The following is a 24833-nucleotide window of genomic DNA, read 5'->3' as shown; positions in this document are numbered from 1 at the left end:
GATTATTCCAATTATTCTTTTAAACTTTTAAGTAAGTTTGAAAGGGGTATCATGTTATCCCATTTAAGGAGGATATCAATGGATTTCAGTCACTTACATTATTATGTTCCTACTCCAAAAGTTAGCGAACCAGCTGTTATACAAAGAGATTTGATCATCTATGGCGCTACACCCGCTGGAATAACAGCGGCCATTCAAGCGAAGAGAATGGGTCTATCTGTCGTTATTGCTGAATTCGGAAAAAATATTGGGGGTATCACGGCAAGTGGGTTAGGTGCTTCTGATATTGGTGCAAAGGAAGCAATTGGTGGTTTATCGAAAGAATTCTTTCAGGAATTAGGAATCTACTACAACAAGAACGAACAGTGGACATTTGAACCAAAGGCAGCCAAATATGTATTTGAAAAATGGCTAAAGGACTTTGAGATCGAGGTTGTTTATAATCAACATGTAATCGAAGTAATAAAAAAGAATACCAAGATAACTAAAATAATCATGGAAGATGGAACTACATATATAGGCGACATATTTATTGATGCTAGCTATGAGGGTGACGTAATGGCTAAAGCAGATGTTACTTACATTGTAGGTAGAGAATCGAATGCAACCTATAAAGAGACCTATAATGGGATTCAATTTGGACATCCCCACCATCAGTTTGATAAATGGATTGATCCCTATGTAATCGAAGGCGACCCTACAAGTGGAGTTTTACCAGGTATTACCGAAACCACTAATGAAACTCTTGGCTTTCAGGGACAAGGTGACCATCGAATACAGGCATATAATTTCCGCATTTGCTTAACAAATCGGGCTGATAATCGTGTTCCTTTTCCGAAACCACCTTGCTATAATCGGAACCGCTACTCATTATTGTTACGTTATATCAATGCAGGTGTATGGGATGTGATGAATCTTCATACGATGTTACCAAATGGAAAGACTGATTTGAATAACTATGGAGGATTTTCAACTGATAATATCGGGAAGAATTATGAATGGCCCGATGGGGATTTCGAGACACGTGAAAGGATTTTCCAAGATCATTTTACTTATAATCTTGGCTTGCTCTACTTTTTAGCAAATGATGAACAAGTTCCTAAAGTGATTCGTGACGAGGTTTCCCAGTGGGGATTAGCCCGTGATGAATTTGAAGAAACTGGGCATTGGCCACATCAGCTCTATATTCGAGAGGCAAGAAGAATGATAGCTGACTATGTGATGACTGATCACAATTGTTTAGGTGACATGACTGTAAATGATTCAATCGGATTAGCATCCTATCAAATGGACTCCCATCATGTTAGAAGATTGATTATTGATGGTCGTGTATACAATGAAGGCGACGTAGAAATACCGATTTCACCTTACCCAATCTCGTATCGTTCGATTCGTCCAAAAGCTGAAGAATGTACAAATTTACTTGTTCCCGTTTGTTTATCTAGTTCACATATCGCCTATGGTTCCATACGAATGGAACCCGTATTCATGATATTAGGTCAATCAGCAGGTGCTGCAGCTGCTTTAGCTCTTAAAAATCAAACAACCGTACAAGAAATTGCTTACGATCAGTTAAAAATGGAATTGCTCTCTTTCGGACAAGTACTCGAATGGGATGATTCAATTGAGGATGATCCTGTTATACGAATGAAAGAGACGTTTGGGAAGAAATAAAAAGAAGGACTACATTTGATTCTAATGTAGTCCTCTTTTAATCTTATGGTAAAACTCTCACCGTAATTGTTTGAGCCGTTCCAATATCTATATCCTCATTACTGTCTATAGAAGATACCTTTGAATTTTTCAAAATTGAAATTGCCGTTTTATCTATATTTTTGTTTGCTTTAAATCGAAGTACAGCTATTTTGCCATCTTTATTGAGAGACTTTCCAGAAGGTAATGAAGCAGAAATCGTTACCTGCCCAGACTCCCTTGCCACTTTAAATTTTGTACCCTTTTCACTGAATGCTTCGACGCCTTTTGCCTGTATGAATTTCAATTCATTTGCGTTATATTCCAGTTGAGCAATAGCTTTATCCAGATCATTTACTTGATTGGCATACAACGTTACCTCGAACATCTCATTTTGTTTAATCGCAGTTGGACTATTTAGATGTAATCGGCCAGGATGTGTTTTATCAGTGATATTTACCTTATACATTAACGTTCTGTTTGAACGTGGTGAATAATACAGATGGCCATCTTCACCTATCGTAAATGCTTCGGAATCCTCAAAGTAATGGAAATCAAGGCTAATTGGATCTATAGCAACTAATCTTCGACCAAGCTGCATGTAGAGGATGTCGTTTTGCCACTCAACATTATAAGCGCCCCATTGCCCCCAAGAACCATCGGTTGGGAAAAGATTTTTATACTTAATTACAGCAAGTGATTCTGGATCCATTGCAAACACAATTCCATTTACAGCTCCCCAAAGTAATCCATCAGGACCAATTGAAAGTCCACCGATTGCAGGAGGATTATAGAGTCCAGGTATATCTAAAGAAATTTCTTTGATTTTCTTTTCCTTATCAATATCCCATACAAATATTTTTGCTTCTGTTGCCTTTGTCTCAGAACTCAATCCGCCATTAATACTTGTTGAACCAAAGATTTTTCCGTCCTTGTACGCTAATGAAATGATGCTTTGATTTTCTACAATATTTCGATGGACTTTGTAAGAGTCCTTAGGGTTATCACCAGAAGGATCATAGACCATCATCGCTCCACCAAGTTCACCATAGTCTGGTATCGAGCCGACAAATATTTTTCCTTCCGCTTCAATTCCACTAATTGGGCGGTCTTGCGCATCACCAATATTAAAGAGTTTCCTAGGATTATCGCCACCTGCAGGGAAATATTCCTCAAAACCTCCACCTGGATAAACCCCAAAGTAGACTTTATCTTGGTAAGGAATAACAGCCCCAGCTTGCCCCATCGGGAAAAGTTTCATTTCTTTTGTAAACACATCGTATTCGGCTGCTTTAGAGGCCTGCATACCAGTAATATAGATTTTTCCGTTTGTGCCCTTCTTAAAAACATGTGTGATAGAAGGTGATGGCGGTAAGAAGTTATTAATTGTTTTAATTTTTCCAGTGGCAGGATTAAAGAACATATAACTTCCCGCAAAATTCATTGTAACTAAACTTACACCAGGAAGTTCAGGATCAGGTGGTTCAACCCAGTCAGCGCCTCTAAATCCTGTGCCAAAATCAACAATTTCAGCTACCTCGAATGTATTGACATCAAAGGAAGCAATCTTTCCATTGACCGGCATATAAATTTTTCCGTCTAGGGATGTTTTTGGTAGATGAAGACCGGAACTACTGTTTACAATTTTTACGTCTTCCCATTTTTCTGTCTCCAAATTATACACATATCTCGTTTGTGATGTTTCAAAACGGGCAATTAACAGTCTGTCATCGACAATGTCTAAATCATATACATAACCCTCTTCATTTAATGGAGAAGCAATTTCAACTTTTTCGCCTGTTTTTACATTAATTTTATATATCTCTCCAAGTGAAGTTCCGCCATATACATACCCATTGCTATAATCAATAGATCTAACATATTCTTGGCTAATATGGCCCATTAATCGACCATAGTCATGTGCTGTATGAGTAGTTGGATCATACTTAATAATTTTTCCTAACGGACCAGTAGCAATATATACATTGCCTGCTTCATCATGTTCAAGTGCCCAAAATACATTCTCCGTACTATGTGTGTAGACCTTTTTAATATCCTTAGTTACAGGAGAATACACCCATAGTTGTCCCCCTGCAGCAACATAAACATCTCCGTTCGGTACAACCGTGTGGCTCCATACGTCACCTGCACCTTCCATCGGTAAGCTACGAATAAGTTTATGCTCATCAATATTTATCACGTGGAAAACGGGAGGAATTCCTTTTACCGTTGTATACATTACATTAACACTGTCTTCCACCCCGGTGCGTCCATCAAACAATCCGACTGTATCTGCAATCGGGGATTGAAGATTTTCGGGTTCACTAAAAGTTACGTTTTCTAGTTTTTCCTCAATGTCCCCTATTAAGATCAATGATGTTTGATCACGTTCTACCTGGAACTCATGATTCATTACTGTATCTTTGCTTAGGACTGTCCAGGCTTGCCCTGACTTAGAGCCTGCTTTGAAATGTAATTGTACGATACCTGAATCAGAGATTATTGGTTGTTCAGGATTGGTAGAAGCTACTATGTTTAGTTTTCCGTTAGCCTCCTCTACAGTTACAGACGCAGATTCTGTTGCAAAAGCTCCTAGTGGTTCATATCCCGAAAACTGTAAATTTTCGCGGTCAAACAAGATATTACCATCCATTTGGTAAAGGTTTTTTACATTTGTAGCATCTAATGTAACTGAAAAAGTCTCACCTTCAGTAATTTGTGTTGGTGCCGAAATTGATAGTTTTGCCGGTGATGTATCTGCATCGTGAATGATCGTTACATCATCATAATAAGCTTCCGCTATTTGGTACGATGTTGTGTAAAGTACCATTCGAGCATAGACTGCATCATCTGGTGCGACCACTTTTCGAGTATATATATCACTCCATTCCTCAATTGGAACATCTTTTCCTGAAGCATAATGCATTTCAGTTGCGCCTACATCAATTCGAACATCATTTGCATTATAGAAACGAATATCAATACTTGCTGTACCTCCATCTTTGAGATACAGCTTGCTAGAACCTGTATAAGAATCCCCGGGGGTAACCGAAACATAATCACTAATTAAAGCTACTGATTGATTGCGAACTTGGTCGTAAATCTTCAGACTATAGTCCCCTGAAGCACTGATCTCGTTATTCAATTCGAAATGATAATCTGATCCCACATTAAATAACGATTCCCAGTATTGAATTTTCCCATTGTATAAAGGTTTTTCAAAACTCGAATTTCGTACGTCTGTTCCAATCGGCTCTACTGCTCTTTCTCCCTCTATCGACACATCATCAAAATATGCTTTAGCAATCGCATAGCTTGTCGTATAGACAACTACTTTTGCATATTTCGCATTATTAGGAGCCGTAGCAAATGGTGTAGAAACCTTTGTCCATTCTTCAATTGGAAACCCCTTTGAAGTTTCGCTATGTGTTACATATTCCTCCGTTTGAATCTTACTATTTTTTTCATCATAAAACTCTAAACGAATACTGGCTGTACTATCCGCTTTCATGAACAACATAGCCGTACCGGTATATAAATCTCCGGGTTTCACCTCGATTGGATCACTTAATAAACCAACTGATTTTCCTCTAATCTCATCTGACAGGTGAAGGCTGTATTCTCCTGATGCACTTTGTTCATTCGTAACAGTATAATTGTGTCCGTCTCCAGATTCGAACAATGAAGTCCAACCTGGAATCGTACCGTCTACCACTGGCTCTTCAAAACTACCGTTTTTCATCGGTTCAGGGGTATGCGTTTCATCACCATCTCCCTGTTTCGGTGTATGTAGCACAGTCACGTCATCATAATAAGCTTGAGCAATTGCGTAACTTGTTGTAAAAACTACAACCCTAGCATATTTGGCTCCTTCAGGTGCAACTGCAGTAGGCGTATCAACCTTGGACCATTCCTCAACTGGAAATCCTTTAGAGGTTTCACTATGCGTCACATACTCTTCCGTTTTAATTTGAACATTCTTTTCATCATAAAACTGAATTCGAAAGCTTGCTGTACTATTATCTTTTAAATACAACATAGTCATTCCTGTATACGAATCACCTGGTTGAACAGCAATAGGTTCACTTAGCAAGCCTACCGATTGTCCCCTAATCGTATCTGACAGATGAAGACTATTTTCTCCGATAGCACTATGTTCGTTTGAAACTTCAAACGTATACCCTTCTCCTGTCTGAAATAAAGATGTCCAACCTGGGATTTTGCCATCGACTACAGCTTCTTCAAAACTATTATTCTTTACAGAGATTGTACTCGAAATAGTAGCCGCACTTACCTTTTCTAAAGATAATGCTGTGCCTTGAAAAATACTTGGAAGCACCAACAAAACACATAACAATAACAGTGTTACCTTTCTTATCCAAACCAAATGCATAACCCCTCTCCCTCATTAATAAAAACCTTAAATCTATTACATTGTATTGATTTCCCAAAAGTTGGACAAGTCTGAAAATTGTCTTTAAGTGCGCACATATTGAAACCCGTCTTTCGTATGATAACAAGGTTCTAACCCCCTCCTACTATAGACCTAAATTCTTTATCGTCATTTTAAAGACTAAATTCTTTCATTATCCTTTAATTGAAATCAGAAAATTTTTAATAGTCTTTGTCGCTCACTTAATTAAAGTGAGTAGATAAAAATGGAGGTGTTTGGAAGTATTTTGTATGCGGTTTCAAAATAGTGTTCGTACCACAACGTTCAACTTCAAGTCTCTCTACCCTACCTAAAAACGTGAAAGGAAGGTAAGCAATGAAAAGCAAAACTTTATCTTATTATGTCATTTCAGTTCTAGTCTTCTCATTATTTTCAAGTGTATTTGGTAGCCATCATACATCTGCGGCAGATAACAATATTCGTGAGATTGGCACGGTGCTTAATTCCGTTTCCGTTCCCGCTGCTGATTATGGAAAAGGTCCAAATGGTGAAGATTGGGTATACGCGGTCGCTAATAGCTCCCCTGCTGTGTTTAATGTACTAGATGCCCAAACTGGAGAACGCGTTGCGAGTTTTCCGCTTGATGGAGCAAGTGGTGCATGGGGTGTCACAGTTGATCCCATGGGAAATGTTTATATCGGAACGTACTCTAGTGCCTCATTGTTTAAGTATGTTCCAGGTGCTAATCATGTAGAGAATCTAGGAAATCCAATACCAGGTGAATCTTTTATTTGGCGCATTAAGTCAGATGAGGATGGTCGTATTTATGGCGGAACCTTTCCAAGCGGCAAAGTCTTTCAATACGATCCCTCAACTAAGAAATTTCGTGATTATGGCCAAGTCAAAGAAGGACAACAATACGCCAGGGGTCTTGATATTTATAAAGACAAACTTTATGTAGGGCTTGGAACTCAAGGAGCAAACCTTGTCGAAGTAGATATACATACTGGTGATAAAGTAGAGATTACACTACCTGAAAAGTATGCGAAACAGACCTATATCTATGATATTGACGTAATTCGCAATACGATGTTTGCTCGGGCAACCGGTTCTAGTAATACAATACTCGTTTTCGATTTGAAAACAATGAAAATCATCGATGAAATTGATGGTGCAAATGGACTTGATGTTTCCGAACCGGGTCCTGGTAATTTGGTTTATTTTATCAAAAATGAAGAGTTGTATTCCTACGATTTAAACTCATTAAAACTAACACCGACTGGTTTCAACAACCTATTTTCTGCTAGAGATTTCGGTTGGGCAAAATTTGAAAATAGTAAGTTTCCAGGTAAGACACTGGTTTCAATTGCTTGGGATGGTAAAATTCGTCACTACAATCCAATCACGGGAAATCAACAAATTTTACAAGGTCAATTGAGTGGTCAACCAGTTAGTATCCAATCCCTTACTCAAGGACCTAACGGTAATATTTTTGTTGGGGGATATTTGTCTGGTGGGCTTGCTGAATATGATTTTACAACGGGTCAAGTAACGGAGAATAAAGGGCTAGGACAAATCGAAGGAATGATTACCCATCAAAATAGATTATATATGGGAATTTATCCAGGTGGGTTCTTATATTCCTACAATCCTACCGAAAGCTATGAAATGGGTATTAATCCAGTTGAACATTTCAGCATAAAATCAGAGGGACAGGATCGCCCCTTCGCTTTAGAATCAGCTGGTGATCTATTGGCAATTGGAACAGTTCCTGATTATGGACAGCTTGGTGGTGCATTAACGATATTTAATCCATCTACAAATGATTATACCTTCCATCGGAATATTGTTGAAAATCAAAGTGTAATTTCATTAGCTTATAAGGACGGGCTTCTATATGGTGGGACTTCTGTTTGGGGTGGACTAGGTATTACTCCTACAGAAAATGAAGCGAAATTGTTTGTCTATAATATGCATACAGGTGAAAAGCAATTTGAAACCATTCCAGTTCCCGGTGAAAAAGCCATATCAGCCCTAACCTTTGATGATGATGGAAACCTTTGGGGGCTGACTTCTGGCATCTTATTTAAATTCGACACAACAACAAATCAGGTTGTTGAGACAAAGGAACTGTATCAAGTGAATTGGGACTCAATTAGTCATTTATGGCGGGAAGGTTTTTTACAATTTGATGATGGTTATTTATATGGTCAAGTTCGAGGAGATATAGTGAAAATCAACCCGGATACATTGGAACATGAAGTGTTAGCAGAAGATACCAAACTATTTGCAATGGATCCAGATGGCAATATCTATTTTGCTAGAGGTACCAAGCTATATCAATACGAAAGATAGATTAATAGCGAGATACATTTCTCTGCTATCACCTCTTATCAAATCTGACAGGTAAAATTCGTTTTACCTGTCAGAAATAATGACGAATCCAGGAGGAATAGGAATTGAAAGAAAAAATGAGACTTTTTTCTATCGTTTTACTGGCCACAATACTCGTCTTCTCCACTCTTCCCTATGTTCAACAAACGAGTTCCGTAGCTGCTGAAGATAATTGGAAAGAATTAAGTGTCGAGAACGGGGATTTTGAAGCAAAACCTACATCCGAGGCAGATTTGCCATCATGGGTGTATTGGACGGGAGGCTTTAAGACCGGAATGAGTATTTCGAATAAAGTTGTAAATACTGGAAACCAAAGTCTAGCTATCGATAATAACGGAGTAGTTGGCTTATTCAGCCAAGAAATTGGTATCACGGAAGGTAATCAATATAAATTAACAGCCAATCTGTATGTTGAAGAATTAACTGGAAAACCAGGGATTTGGCTTCGCTGGACCGATGAAAACGGTACTATTATATCAAACTCTGCAAAGTATTTTGATGTTTCTGAGTTCAATAAATGGCAATCCGTAGATATTGAAGCAACTGCCCCCACTGGTGCAAAAGGAGTTAAAATCTTTATCTATCAATCATCTACATCCACTATGAAAGGGTATTATGATGATGTTAGATTTTTTGAGAAAGAATCAAATATTTTAGACTTCCCTATTAAATATGGTAAACCTATTAATCACGGTCCAGCCGCGTTGGCTGCAAAATCTCAAGGAGTAGCGATTGGAGATGGTGAACTCTACTATGCTACGAATGGTTCACCTGCAACGTTTTATGCAGCTGATGCTAAAACGGGTGAAAAAATATTCTCTGAAAACCTCCCAGGAAGTGATGTCGTTTGGGCAATGGTTGTAGGTGCGGATGGAAATGTGTATTTTGCTGGAACCTATAATGGAATTTTATACAGATATGTAGTGAAGGAAAAACGTTTAGAGCAACTCGGGAAGAATCCTTCAGACAATTGGGTTTGGCAGTTAGAAGCTTCTCACGATGGAAAAATATACGGAGCAACCTATCCAAATGCGAAAGTATTCGAATATGATATTGAATCTGCTCAATTTACAGATTTAGGAACTTTTTATGAAGGTCAACAATATGCACGCGGACTTGGAATTACGGAAGATAGTCTATATGTCGGAATGGGTACAACCGCTTATTTAATGAAGATGGATCTTGCAACGGGTGAAAGAACTGAGATTAATCTACCAATTACAGGTACATCCACATCTATATCGAATATTTGGGAATATGGTAATTTTATTTTTGTTGCATATGGAACTTCATTAGTAACGATTGACAAGTCAACGGGTGAAGAAGTGAATACCATGGATTGGCAGGATGAGCATACTTTTGATGGGCTCATTTCATCCCCTGCTCCATATGATGAAAATATTCTTTACTACATTAATAAAAATACACAACAATTATGGACCTACGATATGACTACACATAAGACAGCTAAGGTAGAACCAACGGTACAGCTGCCTGCTACTCCTGCAAAAGCGATGCGTTGGATAAAGGATGAAAGCGGTAAAGATGTGTTGGCTATTTTACATCATCAGATCGAATACTCAATTTTTGACCCTACTACACATACTGTAAAGGTCAGTTACCCAGAAGTGGATATGCAAGGTTTGTTAATGCAAAGCTTAGAAATTGGTGAAGATGAAAAGATTTATATGGGTGGGTATCAAGGTTCTTTTGGAGTCTTTGATACGGCGATTGATAAATACATCCTACAAGAACGGGATCCTCACCAAATTGAAGGAATTGGGTTTCTAAATGGTGATGTCTATCTTGGAACATATGGTGGAGCTAAAATTTACAAATATGATCCAAACCGCCCTTTTACCTTCTCTGGTGGTAAAAACGGCGAAAATCCCGAGTTAGTACAAGACATCGAGGATGATCAAAGTAGACCTTTTACGTTTACATCTGGTGATAACAAGCTCTTTGTGGGAACCATTTCTGATTATGGAAGATTAGGTGGAGCACTTACGATTTATGACTCGAAAACGAATAAGTGGAAAACCATTCGGAATATCATTAAAAATCAAAGTATCATCGGATTAGCTTATCTTAACGGAACAGTATTTGGTGGCTCCACGATATCGGGCGGTCTTGGCATTGACCCAACTGAACCCAAAGCGAAAATGTTCGAATATGATGTGGCAACGGGTCAACATGAAGTATTCGACCTCAAAGTGACAGGTTTAGAAAAACCTGAAATGATCGGCGAACTGTCCGTTGGACCTGATGGAAACGTCTGGGGTGTTGCATGGGGACTAGATAAGGCTGGCGCTTATAACACAGTTATCTTCGCGATGAATCCAGATAATCGTGAAATTGTAAAAAGTACGCAACTTTATAAAGGTGTAAACCGAGGAAGCCAATGGCGACCATTTTTCATTCGCTGGGATAACCAAGGTTTCCTATACACAACAGCTGCTCGTACACTAACTGTTATCGATCCAGAAACAATGAAAAGTAAACAGTTGGTTAATGGTAATGTCAATTTGATGGATGTAGATAAGGAAGGAAATATTTACTATTCATTTGACCATAACTTGTATCAACTACCTGTTCCACTTGAAAATGGAACAGTAACTGTCGAAAGTGAATCAATGCTACAAGGTACGGAGCAAAACATTGATTTAACCGTTACACTCGTAAATGGAAATACAATCAATTTAGCAGGAGCTCAAATAGAGTGGATCAACTCAAATCCTGATGTTGCTACCATTGAGGGTGTTAAAATTCTCGGGAAAAATGCAGGAACAACAGAGATTTATGCAACCGTCGCATATAATGGGGAAGAAATCAAAACAAATACGCTTGTCGTAACTGTTGATGTTACAAGTGAAACATTAACAAAGCAAATCAACGAGCTCGAAAAAGCAGAAAGTATTCCACATTCAGTGGCACAACAACTAAGCAACCGATTAGCACAATCTGAACAGCATTACCAAAAAGGGAAGAAAGATCAAGCACTAAAACATCTTGAGGATTTCCGAAAGCATCTAAACAATAGTAACATTGAGGGCGAAATCAAAATTACATTACTCAATAACGTTGCTTCTATTGAGGAAGCAATCAAAAAATAATAGCAAAAAAATGGTCCTCTGCGTCAGCAGAAGACCATTTTTGATTAGTCCATATTGTGATGATTACTCTTGTTTACCTGACTTGTCTGGTTTGCCTGGGTTAATCGGCTTTCCTGGTTTATCGGGTTTTCCTGGTTTATCCGGTTTTCCTGGTTTATCGGGTTTTCCTGGTTTATCGGGTTTTCCCGGTTTATCCGGTTTTCCTGGCTTACCCGGCTCTTCGGGTTCGGATGGTTCATCCGTCCAAACGATTGTATACAATAGAGTTGATTTTCCATCTTTACCGGTCACAATAATTTCTGCTTTATCAGTTAAATGCACGATTTCTACAGTTGCCCCCACTTGAGTAGCCTCTGCCACGATATTTTCAGTTTGTTCACCATTTAACGTATAAATAGTAGTACCAGATTGAAAACCTTCAAGCTCCTCCCCATCAATCGTGATGGATTTTAAGGTTGCATCCGTTTCAGGAACAGCAATTTTATGTAGCTCACTGCCTAACGCATAATAGATGCTTCCATCAATGCCTACAGTCATACTGTTCATAAAATCTTCGACAAGAACTTTGTAATCTAATGTTTCAGGGTCAATCGCAATTAGTTTACGAGACAAGGTTGTATATAGCATCCCGTCTGGTCCCCACTCCAGTTGATATGGGTACCATTTACTACTATTATATAAACTTGGTCGAATCACTTTGCTGTCAACAACTTCATAGGTTTCTGGATCCATTTTAAAAATAGTTCCTTCAACAGCACCCCATAGGTATCCATCAGGACCAAATGATAAGTCACCAATCATACGAGGTGTAACGTCTATTCCCGGTATCTCAGGTGTGAATTCTGCAATTTTCTCACCTTTTTCAACATCCCATACAAAAATCTTCGCTTCCGTTGCTTTTGGGTTAATTCCTAAACCACCCCATACTGAAGTACCTCCAAATAACTTACCGTCATGATAAGCTAAACTAATAATACTTTGATCCTGAACAACATTTCGTTGTTGGAACCATTCACCTGTATCCTCATCATAGATGGCTAAAGCCCCACCTAATACACCATAATCAGGGACTGTTCCAACAAATAGTTTGTTATCACCTGATGTAATCACAAAAGGACGATCTTGTTCATCTTTAATGTCGTATTCAAGATGTGGATTACTATTTAGATCCACTGGCTGATTAGGGTCATAGCTGTACATAATGGCACCCACATAGGTACCAAAATAAACTTTGTCATTCAAAAATCCGATTCCCTCTGGTTGAGCAAACGAGGAAATATTTACTTCAATCTCGTCAGTGAAAGGATTATACACACTCATACCACGTTGATATCCGCCCATATATAGTTTTCCATCTGGACCCGTATCAAGAGACTGGATGGCTACAGCTGTTGCTGCAAGATCTAATGCGACAAAGTTCAGTTCATTTGTTTTTGGATTGTATAACATGTATTCACCATATTGTGTAACAAACGCCAAGACTGTATCCCCAGTAGATAACGTAATCCATGCCATATCCTTAACTCGAGGAGTATCTGGTAGAATTGGAAGTCCTTCAATCAACGTTTCTACATTTGTATTTAGGTCATATTTGTATAATTGTGTGCCATTTTTATAGTAAATCATGTTAGGCTCTGAAGGGTCCGGTTCAGAAATCATATTACTAAATTGGAACGAACCCTCTACTTCCATCGTCTCAGGGTCAACGACAATCATATTAATGGTTGAAACGGCTACAAGAAGTTTCCCATTCACAACCCAAACATCCTGAATGAATCCGTTCTCACCTGAATGCCCTTCAAGAATAAGCTCCTCTTTCTCACCTGTATGTCGATTGATTTTATACAGATGCTTCATTGTGCCAATTCCTACGTAGATATAATCCCCATCTACAGCTAGTCCACGTGCATAATCTTGATCTGTGACACTACCAAAATCTTTAAATTCACCTGTATTAATGTCATATTCAAATACACCTGCACCTGGATAGGTAGCACCATAAATTTTACCATCCTCTGTCGCTTCTAAATCCCATACCCAAGCTGCAGAAGGATTGGCTCCTAATTCTTGGACTTCTTTTAATTCTGGTACATATCGGTATAGTTTTCCATCAGAAGTACTAGCAAAATACACATTTTTATCTGGGCCAATCGTAATTGCCCACACAGCTTCTGTATTGTCAATCACTTTAGAAAACTTGAGTTCCCCTGTCTCGGCATCTAGGACAGAAAACGTTCCAGGGGCACCATTAGAATGATAATATACTTCATTTTCACCTAAACTATTTTCCTGAATTGCGCCTGCTTGTCCTAATTGAACATGAACCATCTCACCTAGATTAATAGGTGCTCCATATTCACGATCAAATTGGCCATCTTCCGTCACTTTTTCAAAGGAAACATCGTCAAAATAAACCTCTGTAAAACTAATCCCGCCAGAATAGAAAGCGAGTCTTGCGTATGCTGCATTATCCGGGGCTACACTAAAAACTTTTAAATCTTTCCATTCATTTTTTGGTAAGTTACCATTCAATTCCCGATGCTGAGTTATGCTCTTATTATTTGCATCAAAATAACGGATTTCGGTCACAACGTTATGCGACTGACTTACAACGTTTGAATAGACAGTCAATAAATAGGATGCACCGGCTTCAACTGCTATTTTATCACTCAAAACACTCACACCTGCTTTATCAGTAGTATCATGTAAATGTACACTTTGCACTCCTGACCGAGCTCTCTCTGTACTTACTTGAATACCAGGACCTTCAAATTCTGATGTCCACCCAGGAATGTTTCCATCAACGACTGCTTCTTCAAAGCCAGGATTAACAACATCTGTATGTATATCGTCAACTGGAGGTTCTTCAGTGGAGAGATTTTCAAGCGTTACATCATCAAAATAGGCTTCCGTGATTGAAGGATGACCTGAATTGAAACGTAGTTCAACCTGTGTCGCACCTTCTGGAACGTCAAATGGGACTTCAATTTCAGTCCACTTATCAGTTCCTAAAACAGCAGCACTAAAGTTAATAAAAGTAGCATTGTCAACCTTTTGTCCTTCATCGTTAAAAAAGTGAACCTCATAACCAATACTATGGGATTGACTGACAACATTCACATATGCTTTCGCAATATATGACCCTCCTGTGGTAACAGGAATCTTATCACTTGTTACCTGTAAATTACCACCTGGATTGTTGTTATTTTCATCTTTAAAATATAAACTCTTATTTCCTGTATGTGCTTTCTCTGAACTAAATGCAAAACTCGTGGACGGGTTATTTGTTACGCGGCTCCATCCAGGAAATACAACTTCTTCTTCAAATGATTCGTTTACTGGTAAAATTTCTGTTGAATCAGAATCCTTCACAATTTTAACATCATCAAAGTACGCTTCAGTATTAGATGGATGACCTGAATTGAATCGAAGCTCAACTTGGGTAGCACCTTCTGGAACGGTAAAAGGCACCTTGATTTCAGTCCATTGATTCGTTCCTAAAACTGTTGATTGAAAATTTATGAACGTTGCACTTCCAACCTTTTGATTTTCAGTATTAAAATAATGAACCTCGTATCCAATACTATGGGATTGTTTAACAACATTCACATGCGCTTTTGCAGTATAGGACTCGCCAGGATTAACGGCTATTTTCTCACTTGTCACTTGCAAGTTCCCGCCTGGATTATTTGAATTTGAATCTATAAAATGCAAGCTATGTGTACCGGTATTCGCACGATCATTACTGATAGCGATACTTGTTGAAGGGTTGTTCGTAACTAGACTCCACCCAGGGATCACAACTTCTTCAAAACCTCCATTTCGTACCACGCTTGGTCCTGTTTCTGCAGAAACCATGATTGTTCCAGAACTAATATAAGGAGCGATTAAACTGAATAAAAGAGTAAAACAAAATGTGAGCATGATTGTTTTTTTCATCTTTCTATTGCTCAAACAACAAACCTCCCTTAAATTGTTTAGATGTGAAACTTTATTTAACCTCCTTTCTCATTTTCAGGAAGCGTTTACATACCTTTCGTTACTATCAAAAACTAACATTCTAATAACCCTTCCTTATTTTGATTCTACTTAACTATATTCATCATACATATAGGTCTTTCTTACGATACTCTGTCGTAAATTGGACTTTAAGTGAGAACAGGAAGAAAATGATAGATTACTAGTGCCAATTAGTAGAAAATGCTCAAAAAGTGTATAGTGTTTCTTCACCGAATTAAAAAAGATTTCCTGCGCGTTAGCAGAAAACCTTTTTTGTATTAATTAGTATGAGGTAGTGCTCTTTATTCCCTACAATTTAACGAGACGGTTTCGGAGGTTGACACACATCACATTTACGTTGGTTATTATTTTTAAATTTCGTAAATGTTTTTTCAAAATTACTACCACATGCGCATTTAAATAGTAACTTTTGTGAAAAACCATGAAATTCCGTCGTAAGCAATTTACTATCCGAATTGTTCTCAACAAATTCTTTAATTTTGCCAATTGTCCATCGTTTATTCATTCTTTGTCACCTCCAGACTTTTGCTACTCGTAAGCATTTTTCGTTGGTGTCCGTTTCATTTAAACTAAAAATTTGTAATACAAGTTGTTATCTATCTACTCCTTGTTGAACCAGAGTTCATCTTTATTATCCACATCGCCATTGTAGTTAATTAGGATTTCGTCTCCTGCTTTTATGTCTGTGTACGCATAGAAGTCAAATGTGTGATTTTTGAAGTTGATTTCATAAATGCTGTTGGGTTCATAGGAATGGTTAAATAACATTCCATAACCAAGAAGGATTGCCGTATGATTAATCCCATATTCAAATGCATAATCAGCGAGTAATGTTTTCTCAATGTGCTGATGTTGGTCATTAGGGTATGAAATCACTGGTGCTTCATGGATTAGTTGCCCTTTTTTGATATCAACTGTAGCAAATACCCCTCTATTAAATTCGCCATCACTTAGTGAAGATGTTTTTATTTCGATCATGTTGTTATACCTACCCAATTTTTTTGATTTTCTTTCTAACTTTACCACTAATCCCTTAAAATAAAAACCTAATAAGTTTGGAGGCATCCACAAAAGTGAAAAGAGGCTGCAAAAAATGCAACCTCTTTTTTAGGATCGTACAAAATCTGGGACGCTGTACCTATCCCTTTGTCCCAGTTATTCAATTATAACAGTTTGTTCTTTTGTCATTCCGTTTGCTTCAACCTTTAGAGTTATTTCGCCTACTTTCAGGGCTTTTAATTCTCCTGTTTCATAATTGAAGATTGCCGTATATTTACCAGAGGTTTCTGCTCGGGAAAGCTCTTCTCCACTTCCAATCAAGACATTGTCACTACCTTCCCATTGTACGGTTGCAGGATAGCGTAGCGGGAAGTTAAGATTATCTTTTTGGTGACCAGTTGCCTCAATCTTAATGGTCTCTCCCACTTTTACACTTTCTGGTGTTTGAAGGGTAATGTCCAACAATAATGGATTTACTTCTGCTTGAATCCAATCTGTACCGGAAACTGCACTTTTTCCATTTGATTGTTCAGGCCCTTTAGCCTGAGCAGGTACTGGAGTTGGATCTACACCAAACATCGTCCATTCATAAAAACCACCTGCATCAGATGAACCGTATGGCGCCTTTCCAGAAGGACCAACCACCATGTACGGAACACCTTCAACACGTTCTACACTTACAGTATGAGCATGTCCACCGATAAAGAGCGCACCTTTTCCTCCTGACGTTTGACGGAATTCCGTTAAAAATTGTTCAAGAAGATTGGATTCTTTACGGTCACTAAGCTGACTATTTTTGGTTGGCAGTGGATCACGTGTTGGATGATGTGCCATTACAACTACGTTTTTCACATTTGGATCCGTTGCAGCTTCTGTTAACGCCTTTTTAAGATCAAGTAGCTGTTGGAAATCGCTTGTCCGGAAACTTCCTGTCGAAGAATCTAGTAAAATAAATCTTGTACCTTTATGGTCAAATGTATAACGATTATTTTCATAGACTTCTAGGAAGTTATCTAATGTACCTGGTCCCATGATTTCGTGGTTTCCTGGAATGTAATAGATTGGTAGTTTATCTCCTATTTCTTCCTGCAAAATTTGCTCGGCGAGTTCAAAGTCTTCTTCCCATGCTGTATCTACTAGGTCCCCATTGATGACAAGGAACTCTGGATTAGCAGCTACGATTTGCCTTAAAGATTCTCTAGCCATCTGTACTTGTGAACTATTTGGAGACTTAGCTACAAACTGGCTGTCTGCTAGTACTGCAAATCTCCAACGACCTTTTTCTATCTCCCCATTTTGGATAATAAGTGGATCTGGATTTTTCGGTTGATCAGGAACATCAATTGAAGTCGGAACTTTAACAGTAACATCATCAAACACCAGTTGACCTGTGTATTGTTCGTTTTTGTTTGTTTCAACTGGATAGATTCTCCAAAGCTTTACTGGATATCGTACGCCTTCAGGTACTGTTGCTTCAACATACTTCCATCCTGTCCAATTCACCTGATCCGCTAGTGTTAGTGTATATCTTGTGTTTCCGGCATCCTCTATAACAGTACGAAGCCAAGCACCGTTTCCATCCCCTTTTACCCAGAGGCCGATTTTCTGTACATCACCAGGTAACTCAATCGTTGGTGATGCTTGTAAATAAGCTGCACGGGTAGCCGTTGATGTTGAAAAATCATATGCTAACTCGATCCCTTTTCCATTCCTACCATCGACATGCCTCATACTACCTCCAACTTCACTTGGATATTTTGTAAATGACCAACCAGCTATATCTTCAAAATCATCAACGTTCTTTGTTGCAAGACCAATTGTTACTGGAAGATATGCAACCTCATCTTTTGCTGTAATTGTGATTAGCGCAGAATCGCCATCTTTTTTAGGTACTACAGTAAAGCTACCATCCACATTTTCCATGATGGATATGACCGTTTCATCATAATCTAAGCTCACATCTCTAGCTTCGATTGGTGCGCTGTACCCGTCTTTGTCAAAGCCAGTAACCGAAAAACGAGATTGTTGTCCCATTTCAAGACTTAATCGTGCGTCCGAGGCTTCTATTCGATTTAATTCACCTAGAACTGAAATCTCCATGGAACCCTTTGAAGATTTCACTTGGGCCTGCGCAATCGCCTTTCCAGTCTTTTTCGCGCGGAACACTCCATCTTCCTCAAATGCTCCAACATCTGCTGGTAGTGCCTGCCATTTCACTTCACCAACTGAAACCGGAGAATAATTTTCATCATGACCTAAACCAATTAAAGTTCTTGTGAACCCTGGAAATACACGTTTGCTCTTGTCTGAATCAAATACCGTATCAACTGAAAAACTCTTTAATTCTCCGCTTCCAGCCTTTGCAAAAATTCCTATTCCATTCGGCACAGAACGTTCAAAGCCATCTGATGGCTGATTCACAGCCTTCACTTCATCTGTGCCAGTTTTTCGAGCAACCATGGTAGTGGAACCTCCACCATCAAGGTTTAAGGAATAATGTGCGCCATGTTCCTTCATCAATTCCGCTAATTCTTTGAAGGTCATCCCACGACTATCTGTTTGACGTCCATCAATTGCTGCAAGAATCATGGTTTTTCGATCTTCTGAAAAACCAACTGCAGTTCGAGGAGCGGATGTCGTATCGTCTAGGTTTGAAATGACTTCTCCATTTTCAACAAGCTTGATATTTCCACCAACTGCAAAGGAAACATCGATGTCAGACTTTGGAGCGTATTCCACAGTTACTTCATCACCAACGGATAATGCCTTTAACACCTCTGCTCCTTTTTCCCGTCCAACAAGTACGAAAGCATTTTCAGAAATTGCGCCACTTCCAGCCCCTGCTGATACGGAGGCAACTTTTCCATCCACAACGAGTACCTCATACAACGGACTTCCAGCTTGAGAACGCTCAGCAGTTCCCCAGACAGATGTGTATAGACCGATACCATCCTTTGAAATTCCGTATTGATTGAGGGCATCGAGTTTAACTTCTCCGTTTGGTAGATTAACCTTTCCATCTAATAGAATGGTAGAAATATGACCAAGACCGTTTTTATCTACACTAGCTATTAATGTGTGTCCACCTTGAGGACCCTTTACAAGTTTCCCTTCACTAACGACAGTGCCTAAAGGAGCCTTCGTATTGTTAATATCGAAAAAGTCTCCATTTACACCCGCGATTGCACCTGCTTCTTTTGCCATTACAGACAACGGTTTAGCTGATGAAACACTGCCTGGAAAAAGTAAGTCTGTTGAATTACTGTCATTTCCAAGGTTTATGGTCATAATTTCACCATTTAACCACCCTCGAGCATCAAATCGTTCAAAACTAGTAAGTTCTACCCCTGGTCCAATCGGTGTTGTCGATTGATTTGAAACAAGCGTTTTGCCAGCTGGACCAACAAAAATAACGGGTTCAGTTCTGTCTGATGAGGTTGACCGAGCTTGGGCGACATCTGATGGTTGATTTTCAGCATGGACAGTTGGTGCTAATGGTACCGTAATCGCTGAGGCCATTATTACATTTCGCCACCATTTTACATTCATTCGTTAATCTCCCCTCTACTAAAATAAAATTTTATAATATACGGAATATTCTTGAAGTATGTTTTCATTATATCAAGAATCTCTTAATAGAATAACTACAGATTATTAAGCGGTTATTGATGTATTATTAAGTTTTATCAGGAAGAAAGTAGGGAATTTATTTACAAATGGAAGGGTTTTCTTTTAAAAAACAGGTCTAAGGTTATAGGAATCAATTAAAATGATTCTATTGATTTGAAGGGAGTCATTTAAAAAACAGTAAAAAAGACCTGAATATTTTTTAGATTCAGGTCTTTAGAAACTAAATTGAAAGCTTTTGTTTTTACAATAAAAAATACGCTACTAATGTCCCAATTACCCACATACCTATTGCAAAGGGCATATTTTGAACGGTTATACGATAAGGGCTTTGTCCTGTGCCCATCGCTGTTAATGTCACGAGTAACCCATACGTTCCTACTGTGAAGGTTGCAACTGATCCTGTGATTAACACGAGAGCAATACTAACAGGATTCATTACGTCTAATAATGGAGTAATGATTCCGGTTAAAATTCCAACCGTGGCGATTGGATGGATACCGAACATACTTAGTAAAACAAAAATAACTTGAATTAGGAATAAAATGACCATTGGATATTCAGAAACATAGGAAAGTGGTTTTTGAATCGCTTCCAAAAATGCTGTATCTCCTAAACTAGTAGAAAATAAAGAAAGTGAGATAAATAATACGATAAAATTCTGCATCGTATTGGTCTTTTCTTTCCAATTATTCCAACCAATAGTCCAAAAGCTCCTTCGTCTTTTCATTAATAGCGACCATATAAAGGCAAATGGGAAAATAAGAATGGTAACGGTTAAAATAAAGCTTAAATCAAACAGATTTCCAATCATAATAACCAGTGTTAAGAATAAGATGAGTGCAATGATGAACTGCATCATTTTTTTACTTATTACTTTTTTATCGATTATTAATTGCCTATTCAGATTAGATTCTTCAAATTTGTACTTTCTATAATAAATGCGTCCAAAAACTGAATCTAATAGATAGGCAGCAACTGCCATCAAAATGAGCCATGGTAAGAGAGTGACATAATCAACACCTGTAGCAAATATTGAGACAGCGACCATAATCTCCAACGGGCTCCACAGCAATGCCAATGAATAACCTCTTAGGGATGCTGTTGTAATAAAAGAATTACGAATCTCTTTACTAAAAGAGGCCAAGGTGCTTTTGAGTACATCTTGTGAGATCGTGGCAGCTGATAGATTAAGAAAAGCAGCAAGAATATGCGTCGTTAATGAACTCCGTGGATATAATTTACCAAGATCAGATACATTCACTTTCATAAGCAGATTCAAATTCCGGTCAAATCTTCCACTTTTTACAATACTATTCATCCAAGGTAGCATTGCTAAAAGCGTTAATAATGATAGATTTGAAGTTAGTAAACTAGGAATGACATGCAACGAATGACCACTCGTAATAAATAAATATCCTCCTATTGCCAAAAATGTTCCTCCTAGGATCTTAAAAAGCCCCGATGCCAAAGGAAATGACACAATCAGCATGAAAATCGCAAGAACTCCGAGTATGTAATTGATTGTCTCGCTATCTAAAAAAACATTAATCGTATGGAGCAAAAATACGGATGCATAAAATAAATAAAGATAGCGGACCAATGGGTGTTGTTTCATTTCTTCCTCCTACAAAGATGTATAAATCAAACAATCAAATTATAGCATAGCAGGAAAAAACTACAAGTTTTCTCACCCATTGTCCTTGTGGATGTCAGAGGCTGTACTTACAACTCCCTACTATTTATTAGTTGGCACTATTCCCTTTTCAATAACATAAAAAACATCCCTTAATCGCGTTTTTTGTAAACGCTATCAAATTATAAATCTATGCTTCCTTATCATCTCATTTTACTTCATAAATGCTATCCATTTTTTCATTCTTTTTTAACCGATGTAATCGAAACATCGATATAAATCCCAGAATGGGTCCAGGTAAAAGGATTAAGAATGTAAATTTCCAGCCAATGATTGATTCAACAAATGGCACGAGAAAAATCACAATAATTGTAAGTACATAGCCGATAGCCAACTGAATGGTTAATGTTGACCCTACATAACGCTGGTCTGTATGCTCTGTTAGTAAGGCAGAAAACTGGGCTGAATCTGCAATAATACTTACTCCCCAGATTACTCCGAATATAGATACAATCCATGGTGAACTCCCAAAGAAGAATCCAATGAAAAGTGCAATCGTTCCGGAAATCCCTAGGGACCAAAGTGTCACTTGTTCCCGCCCAATACGATCGGCGAAAACTCCACCAAACCAAGCACCTAGTAATCCAGAGCCTATCACAATAAATGTGACGAGCGATGCGGCAGATGAAGAATCATTCATCCCACTTGTTCGAAAGCTCGCTGTTAAAAATAAGCCAAACCACGACCACATTGCATAAAGCTCCCACATATGACCAAAGTATCCGAAGTTTGCAAGCCTGACCTTCTGATTTTTAAAAGCACGTGGGATTGCGTTTGGATCAAAGGTTCCTACAGGTAAAGGGTAAGGTCCAACCTTCACAAAAAGCATTAAGGTTCCGGATAAAATAGAACACACACCCGTAGTCATTACCACTAGCTCCCAGGAGGAAATCCCAAATCCTTTGAACAAATGGGGACCGGCTGAACCAATCGTTAATGCGCCCACAACAACCCCCATCGCCATACCGCGCCTAAGTTGAAACCATGTAGAAACAAGTTTCAAACCTGGTCCGTATACTCCAGACAGGGCAACACCCGTAAAAAAGCGGAAAATCAATGCAACAACCAAATTTTTTGCAAGTATAGCAATTAGAATGGTTGAGATTCCCGCTAGCATGGCAGACCAAAAGCATAAAATATGAGGTTGAATGCGATCCGGCAGGTTCATAAATGCCGAAACCATTGAACCAACAATAAATCCAAAATTGACCATAATTATAATATAGCTGATCTCACTGCTGCTTAAATCCCACAAATCAGTTAAAGTTGGTAACACAGCTGTCATTGAAAACCAAGTTGTCATCGAGCCAAGCATGGCTAGAGAAATGAATAAAAGCTTATTGGTATGCGGTTTTCCGAATTCGACAGAATCCGTCTTATTCATATAATGTAGCAGTATATGGAACCGCCATAGCCTTTAAACATAGTCCATCAACTTTCGTTAGAATCGCCGTTTCGATCTTACAAAATCTCACTTTCAAAGGAAACGTTGACCTAAGTTTCATCTTTTCAAAATACATCATGTCCCCCCTCAATTCGTTCCTATTCAGAGCAGGTCTCATATCAGATGCGGTCTTGTGTATTCGTTCATTCCATTGAATAGTTACTTTATACATTATTTGGTAAAGTAGAGTTTCATGATTAAGTGGAAAAAAATAAATTCACAAAGTTTTACGGATGTTAAGTTCTTTTATTATTTTTGGTGCATATATATTGGAATTTGCTCTTTTTTTAAAATTATCATCCATTAAATGATGAATATACATTTGAAGGTAATGTAGAAAGAAAGTGTCATTGCATGAGAATCAGCTTCTATAAAACCAGATATAAAAAGAGACTGCAAACATCAGTCTAATTGTTTGCAGTCTAAACATTTGGGATGCCGAACCTCATTCAGATTCGTTCCACACCAACTCTGATGCTATTATGATTTGTCACGATTTGAGTTACAATTTTCGATCGAAAACAGTCACAATCACACCATCTATATTGTTACCCGAAATCTCAAGGTATCGATTTTCCGGTACGTTAATCGTCGTACTTTTAGAAATAGGATAATATGAAATTGTATAAGTTTCCCCATTTAGACTTGCTGAAATCTGTTTTTCTTCTTTTAGGTATGATAAATATTCTTCTAAAACAAAATTTTTTTCCTTCATAATCGCACTATGTGGTAAACCAACATAGCGGATATGCCACGGTTCATATTGAATTCCGGTAATGTCCATCTTATTCTCAGGATATCGTAGAATGAACCCGTATTTCCATGCATTTTTTTCGATCCACTTTCCTTCAGGTGCTTCAGCCATCATCATTTGAGTAGATCCTATATCCAATGATAAACCTAGATTATGTTCGCTGTGGCCGGCGGGTAAAGCATAGGCAGAACCCTTATTTTGATAAAGTGCGTTTTGTTCATCAAAATCTCGAAACCCACTAGTAATGACAAAATTACTCACACCTTCATTTTCTGCAGCAAGAACCATGTCTGAAAATTTACGTGCGATTTCCTTTGACAAATCGATGTCGCCATTTAATAATTCGTATCCTTCCAAAAATTCATTCTGTGTATATAGATTGATGACATCGGACTTTATACTCTCATGTTGAACCGGATAATCATTGTTGACCAATAGCAAATTCCCTTGATAGATTTGGTCTTCTTTAATCCCTATACGTTGGATGTTTACGGAATTCACTCTATCATCTTGTTGGTTAACATGTTGTATAACCACTTTTGGTTCAGAATACCGATCAAACTTTATGTATAGTAAACTCAAGCACAATAATAAGACAAATAAAAAACCCCACTTCTTCATTCTACAACTTCCTCCTTATTCTCCTTTACACTAAAAGAATAAGTAAAACTGTTAAAAAAAAGAGTAGGGTAAATCTTAAA

The 24833-nt window shown here is 38.2% G+C and carries 11 protein-coding genes; 3 read left to right on the top strand and 8 right to left on the bottom strand.

Annotation, left to right across the window (positions count from 1 at the left end):
- Nucleotides 1–78 precede the first annotated feature (78 nt).
- Entirely contained in the window at nt 79–1674 is a 1596-nt protein-coding gene (locus DZB84_RS00205) for an FAD-dependent oxidoreductase (protein WP_116350240.1), read from the top strand.
- A gap of 43 nt (nt 1675–1717) precedes the next feature.
- On the opposite strand, the gene DZB84_RS00200 is transcribed toward DZB84_RS00205, so the two are convergent.
- Nucleotides 1718–6079, bottom strand: coding sequence for a cohesin domain-containing protein (locus DZB84_RS00200; protein WP_142759821.1), 4362 nt, complete (start codon nt 6077–6079; stop codon nt 1718–1720).
- Nucleotides 6080–6460: 381 nt separating this feature from the next.
- Between DZB84_RS00200 and DZB84_RS00195 the strand changes: the two genes are divergently transcribed.
- The gene (locus DZB84_RS00195; protein ID WP_116350238.1) at nt 6461–8440 is read left to right on the top strand and encodes a WD40 repeat domain-containing protein; all 1980 of its coding nucleotides are present in this window, start codon (nt 6461–6463) and stop codon (nt 8438–8440) included.
- A gap of 104 nt (nt 8441–8544) precedes the next feature.
- Complete coding sequence (locus DZB84_RS00190; protein WP_116350237.1) at nt 8545–11592, top strand: FIMAH domain-containing protein; 3048 nt, start codon at nt 8545–8547, stop codon at nt 11590–11592.
- 63 nt (nt 11593–11655) lie between these two features.
- On the opposite strand, the gene DZB84_RS00185 is transcribed toward DZB84_RS00190, so the two are convergent.
- The 7 genes from DZB84_RS00185 to vanY all read right to left on the bottom strand — a co-directional run bounded on the left by DZB84_RS00185 (nt 11656) and on the right by vanY (nt 24753).
- The gene (locus DZB84_RS00185; RefSeq protein WP_116350236.1) at nt 11656–15546 is read right to left on the bottom strand and encodes a carbohydrate binding domain-containing protein; all 3891 of its coding nucleotides are present in this window, start codon (nt 15544–15546) and stop codon (nt 11656–11658) included.
- Nucleotides 15547–15907: 361 nt separating this feature from the next.
- Nucleotides 15908–16117 (bottom strand): hypothetical protein, encoded by a 210-nt coding sequence (locus tag DZB84_RS00180; protein WP_116350235.1) that lies wholly within the window; start codon nt 16115–16117, stop codon nt 15908–15910.
- Nucleotides 16118–16212: 95 nt separating this feature from the next.
- Nucleotides 16213–16590, bottom strand: a complete 378-nt coding sequence (locus DZB84_RS00175; protein ID WP_116350837.1) for an SET domain-containing protein — start codon at nt 16588–16590, stop codon at nt 16213–16215.
- Nucleotides 16591–16767: 177 nt separating this feature from the next.
- Nucleotides 16768–20160 carry a phosphodiester glycosidase family protein gene (locus DZB84_RS00170; protein ID WP_116350234.1) on the bottom strand — a complete coding sequence of 1131 codons (3393 nt, stop codon included), beginning with the start codon at nt 20158–20160 and terminating at the stop codon, nt 16768–16770.
- A 322-nt stretch (nt 20161–20482) separates the two neighbouring features.
- Nucleotides 20483–21856: a hypothetical protein gene (locus DZB84_RS00165; RefSeq protein ID WP_116350233.1), complete on the bottom strand. Its 1374-nt coding sequence runs from the start codon at nt 21854–21856 to the stop codon at nt 20483–20485.
- Between the two features lie 226 nt (nt 21857–22082).
- Nucleotides 22083–23318, bottom strand: coding sequence for an MFS transporter (locus DZB84_RS00160; RefSeq protein WP_116350232.1), 1236 nt, complete (start codon nt 23316–23318; stop codon nt 22083–22085).
- 562 nt (nt 23319–23880) lie between these two features.
- Nucleotides 23881–24753, bottom strand: coding sequence for a VanY-A/VanY-F/VanY-M family D-Ala-D-Ala carboxypeptidase (gene vanY / locus DZB84_RS00155; protein ID WP_116350231.1), 873 nt, complete (start codon nt 24751–24753; stop codon nt 23881–23883).
- Nucleotides 24754–24833 lie beyond the last annotated feature (80 nt).

Origin of the sequence: Bacillus sp. HNG (genome assembly GCF_003400205.1) — a bacterium.
Taxonomy (GTDB): Bacteria; Bacillota; Bacilli; order Bacillales; family Bacillaceae_L; genus Ferdinandcohnia.
Note: the sequence above shows the minus strand (reverse complement) of the source record. Positions and strands in the feature narration are given on the sequence as shown.

Coding starts and splice junctions, on each gene's coding strand:
- DZB84_RS00205 (WP_116350240.1), top strand. CDS start 79: ATGGATTTCAGTCACTTACATTATTATGTTCCTACTCCAAAAGTTAGC.
- DZB84_RS00195 (WP_116350238.1), top strand. CDS start 6,461: ATGAAAAGCAAAACTTTATCTTATTATGTCATTTCAGTTCTAGTCTTC.
- DZB84_RS00180 (WP_116350235.1), bottom strand. CDS start 16,117: ATGAATAAACGATGGACAATTGGCAAAATTAAAGAATTTGTTGAGAAC.
- DZB84_RS00175 (WP_116350837.1), bottom strand. CDS start 16,590: ATGATCGAAATAAAAACATCTTCACTAAGTGATGGCGAATTTAATAGA.
- DZB84_RS00170 (WP_116350234.1), bottom strand. CDS start 20,160: ATGAATGTAAAATGGTGGCGAAATGTAATAATGGCCTCAGCGATTACG.
- DZB84_RS00165 (WP_116350233.1), bottom strand. CDS start 21,856: ATGAAACAACACCCATTGGTCCGCTATCTTTATTTATTTTATGCATCC.
- DZB84_RS00160 (WP_116350232.1), bottom strand. CDS start 23,318: ATGAATAAGACGGATTCTGTCGAATTCGGAAAACCGCATACCAATAAG.
- vanY (WP_116350231.1), bottom strand. CDS start 24,753: ATGAAGAAGTGGGGTTTTTTATTTGTCTTATTATTGTGCTTGAGTTTA.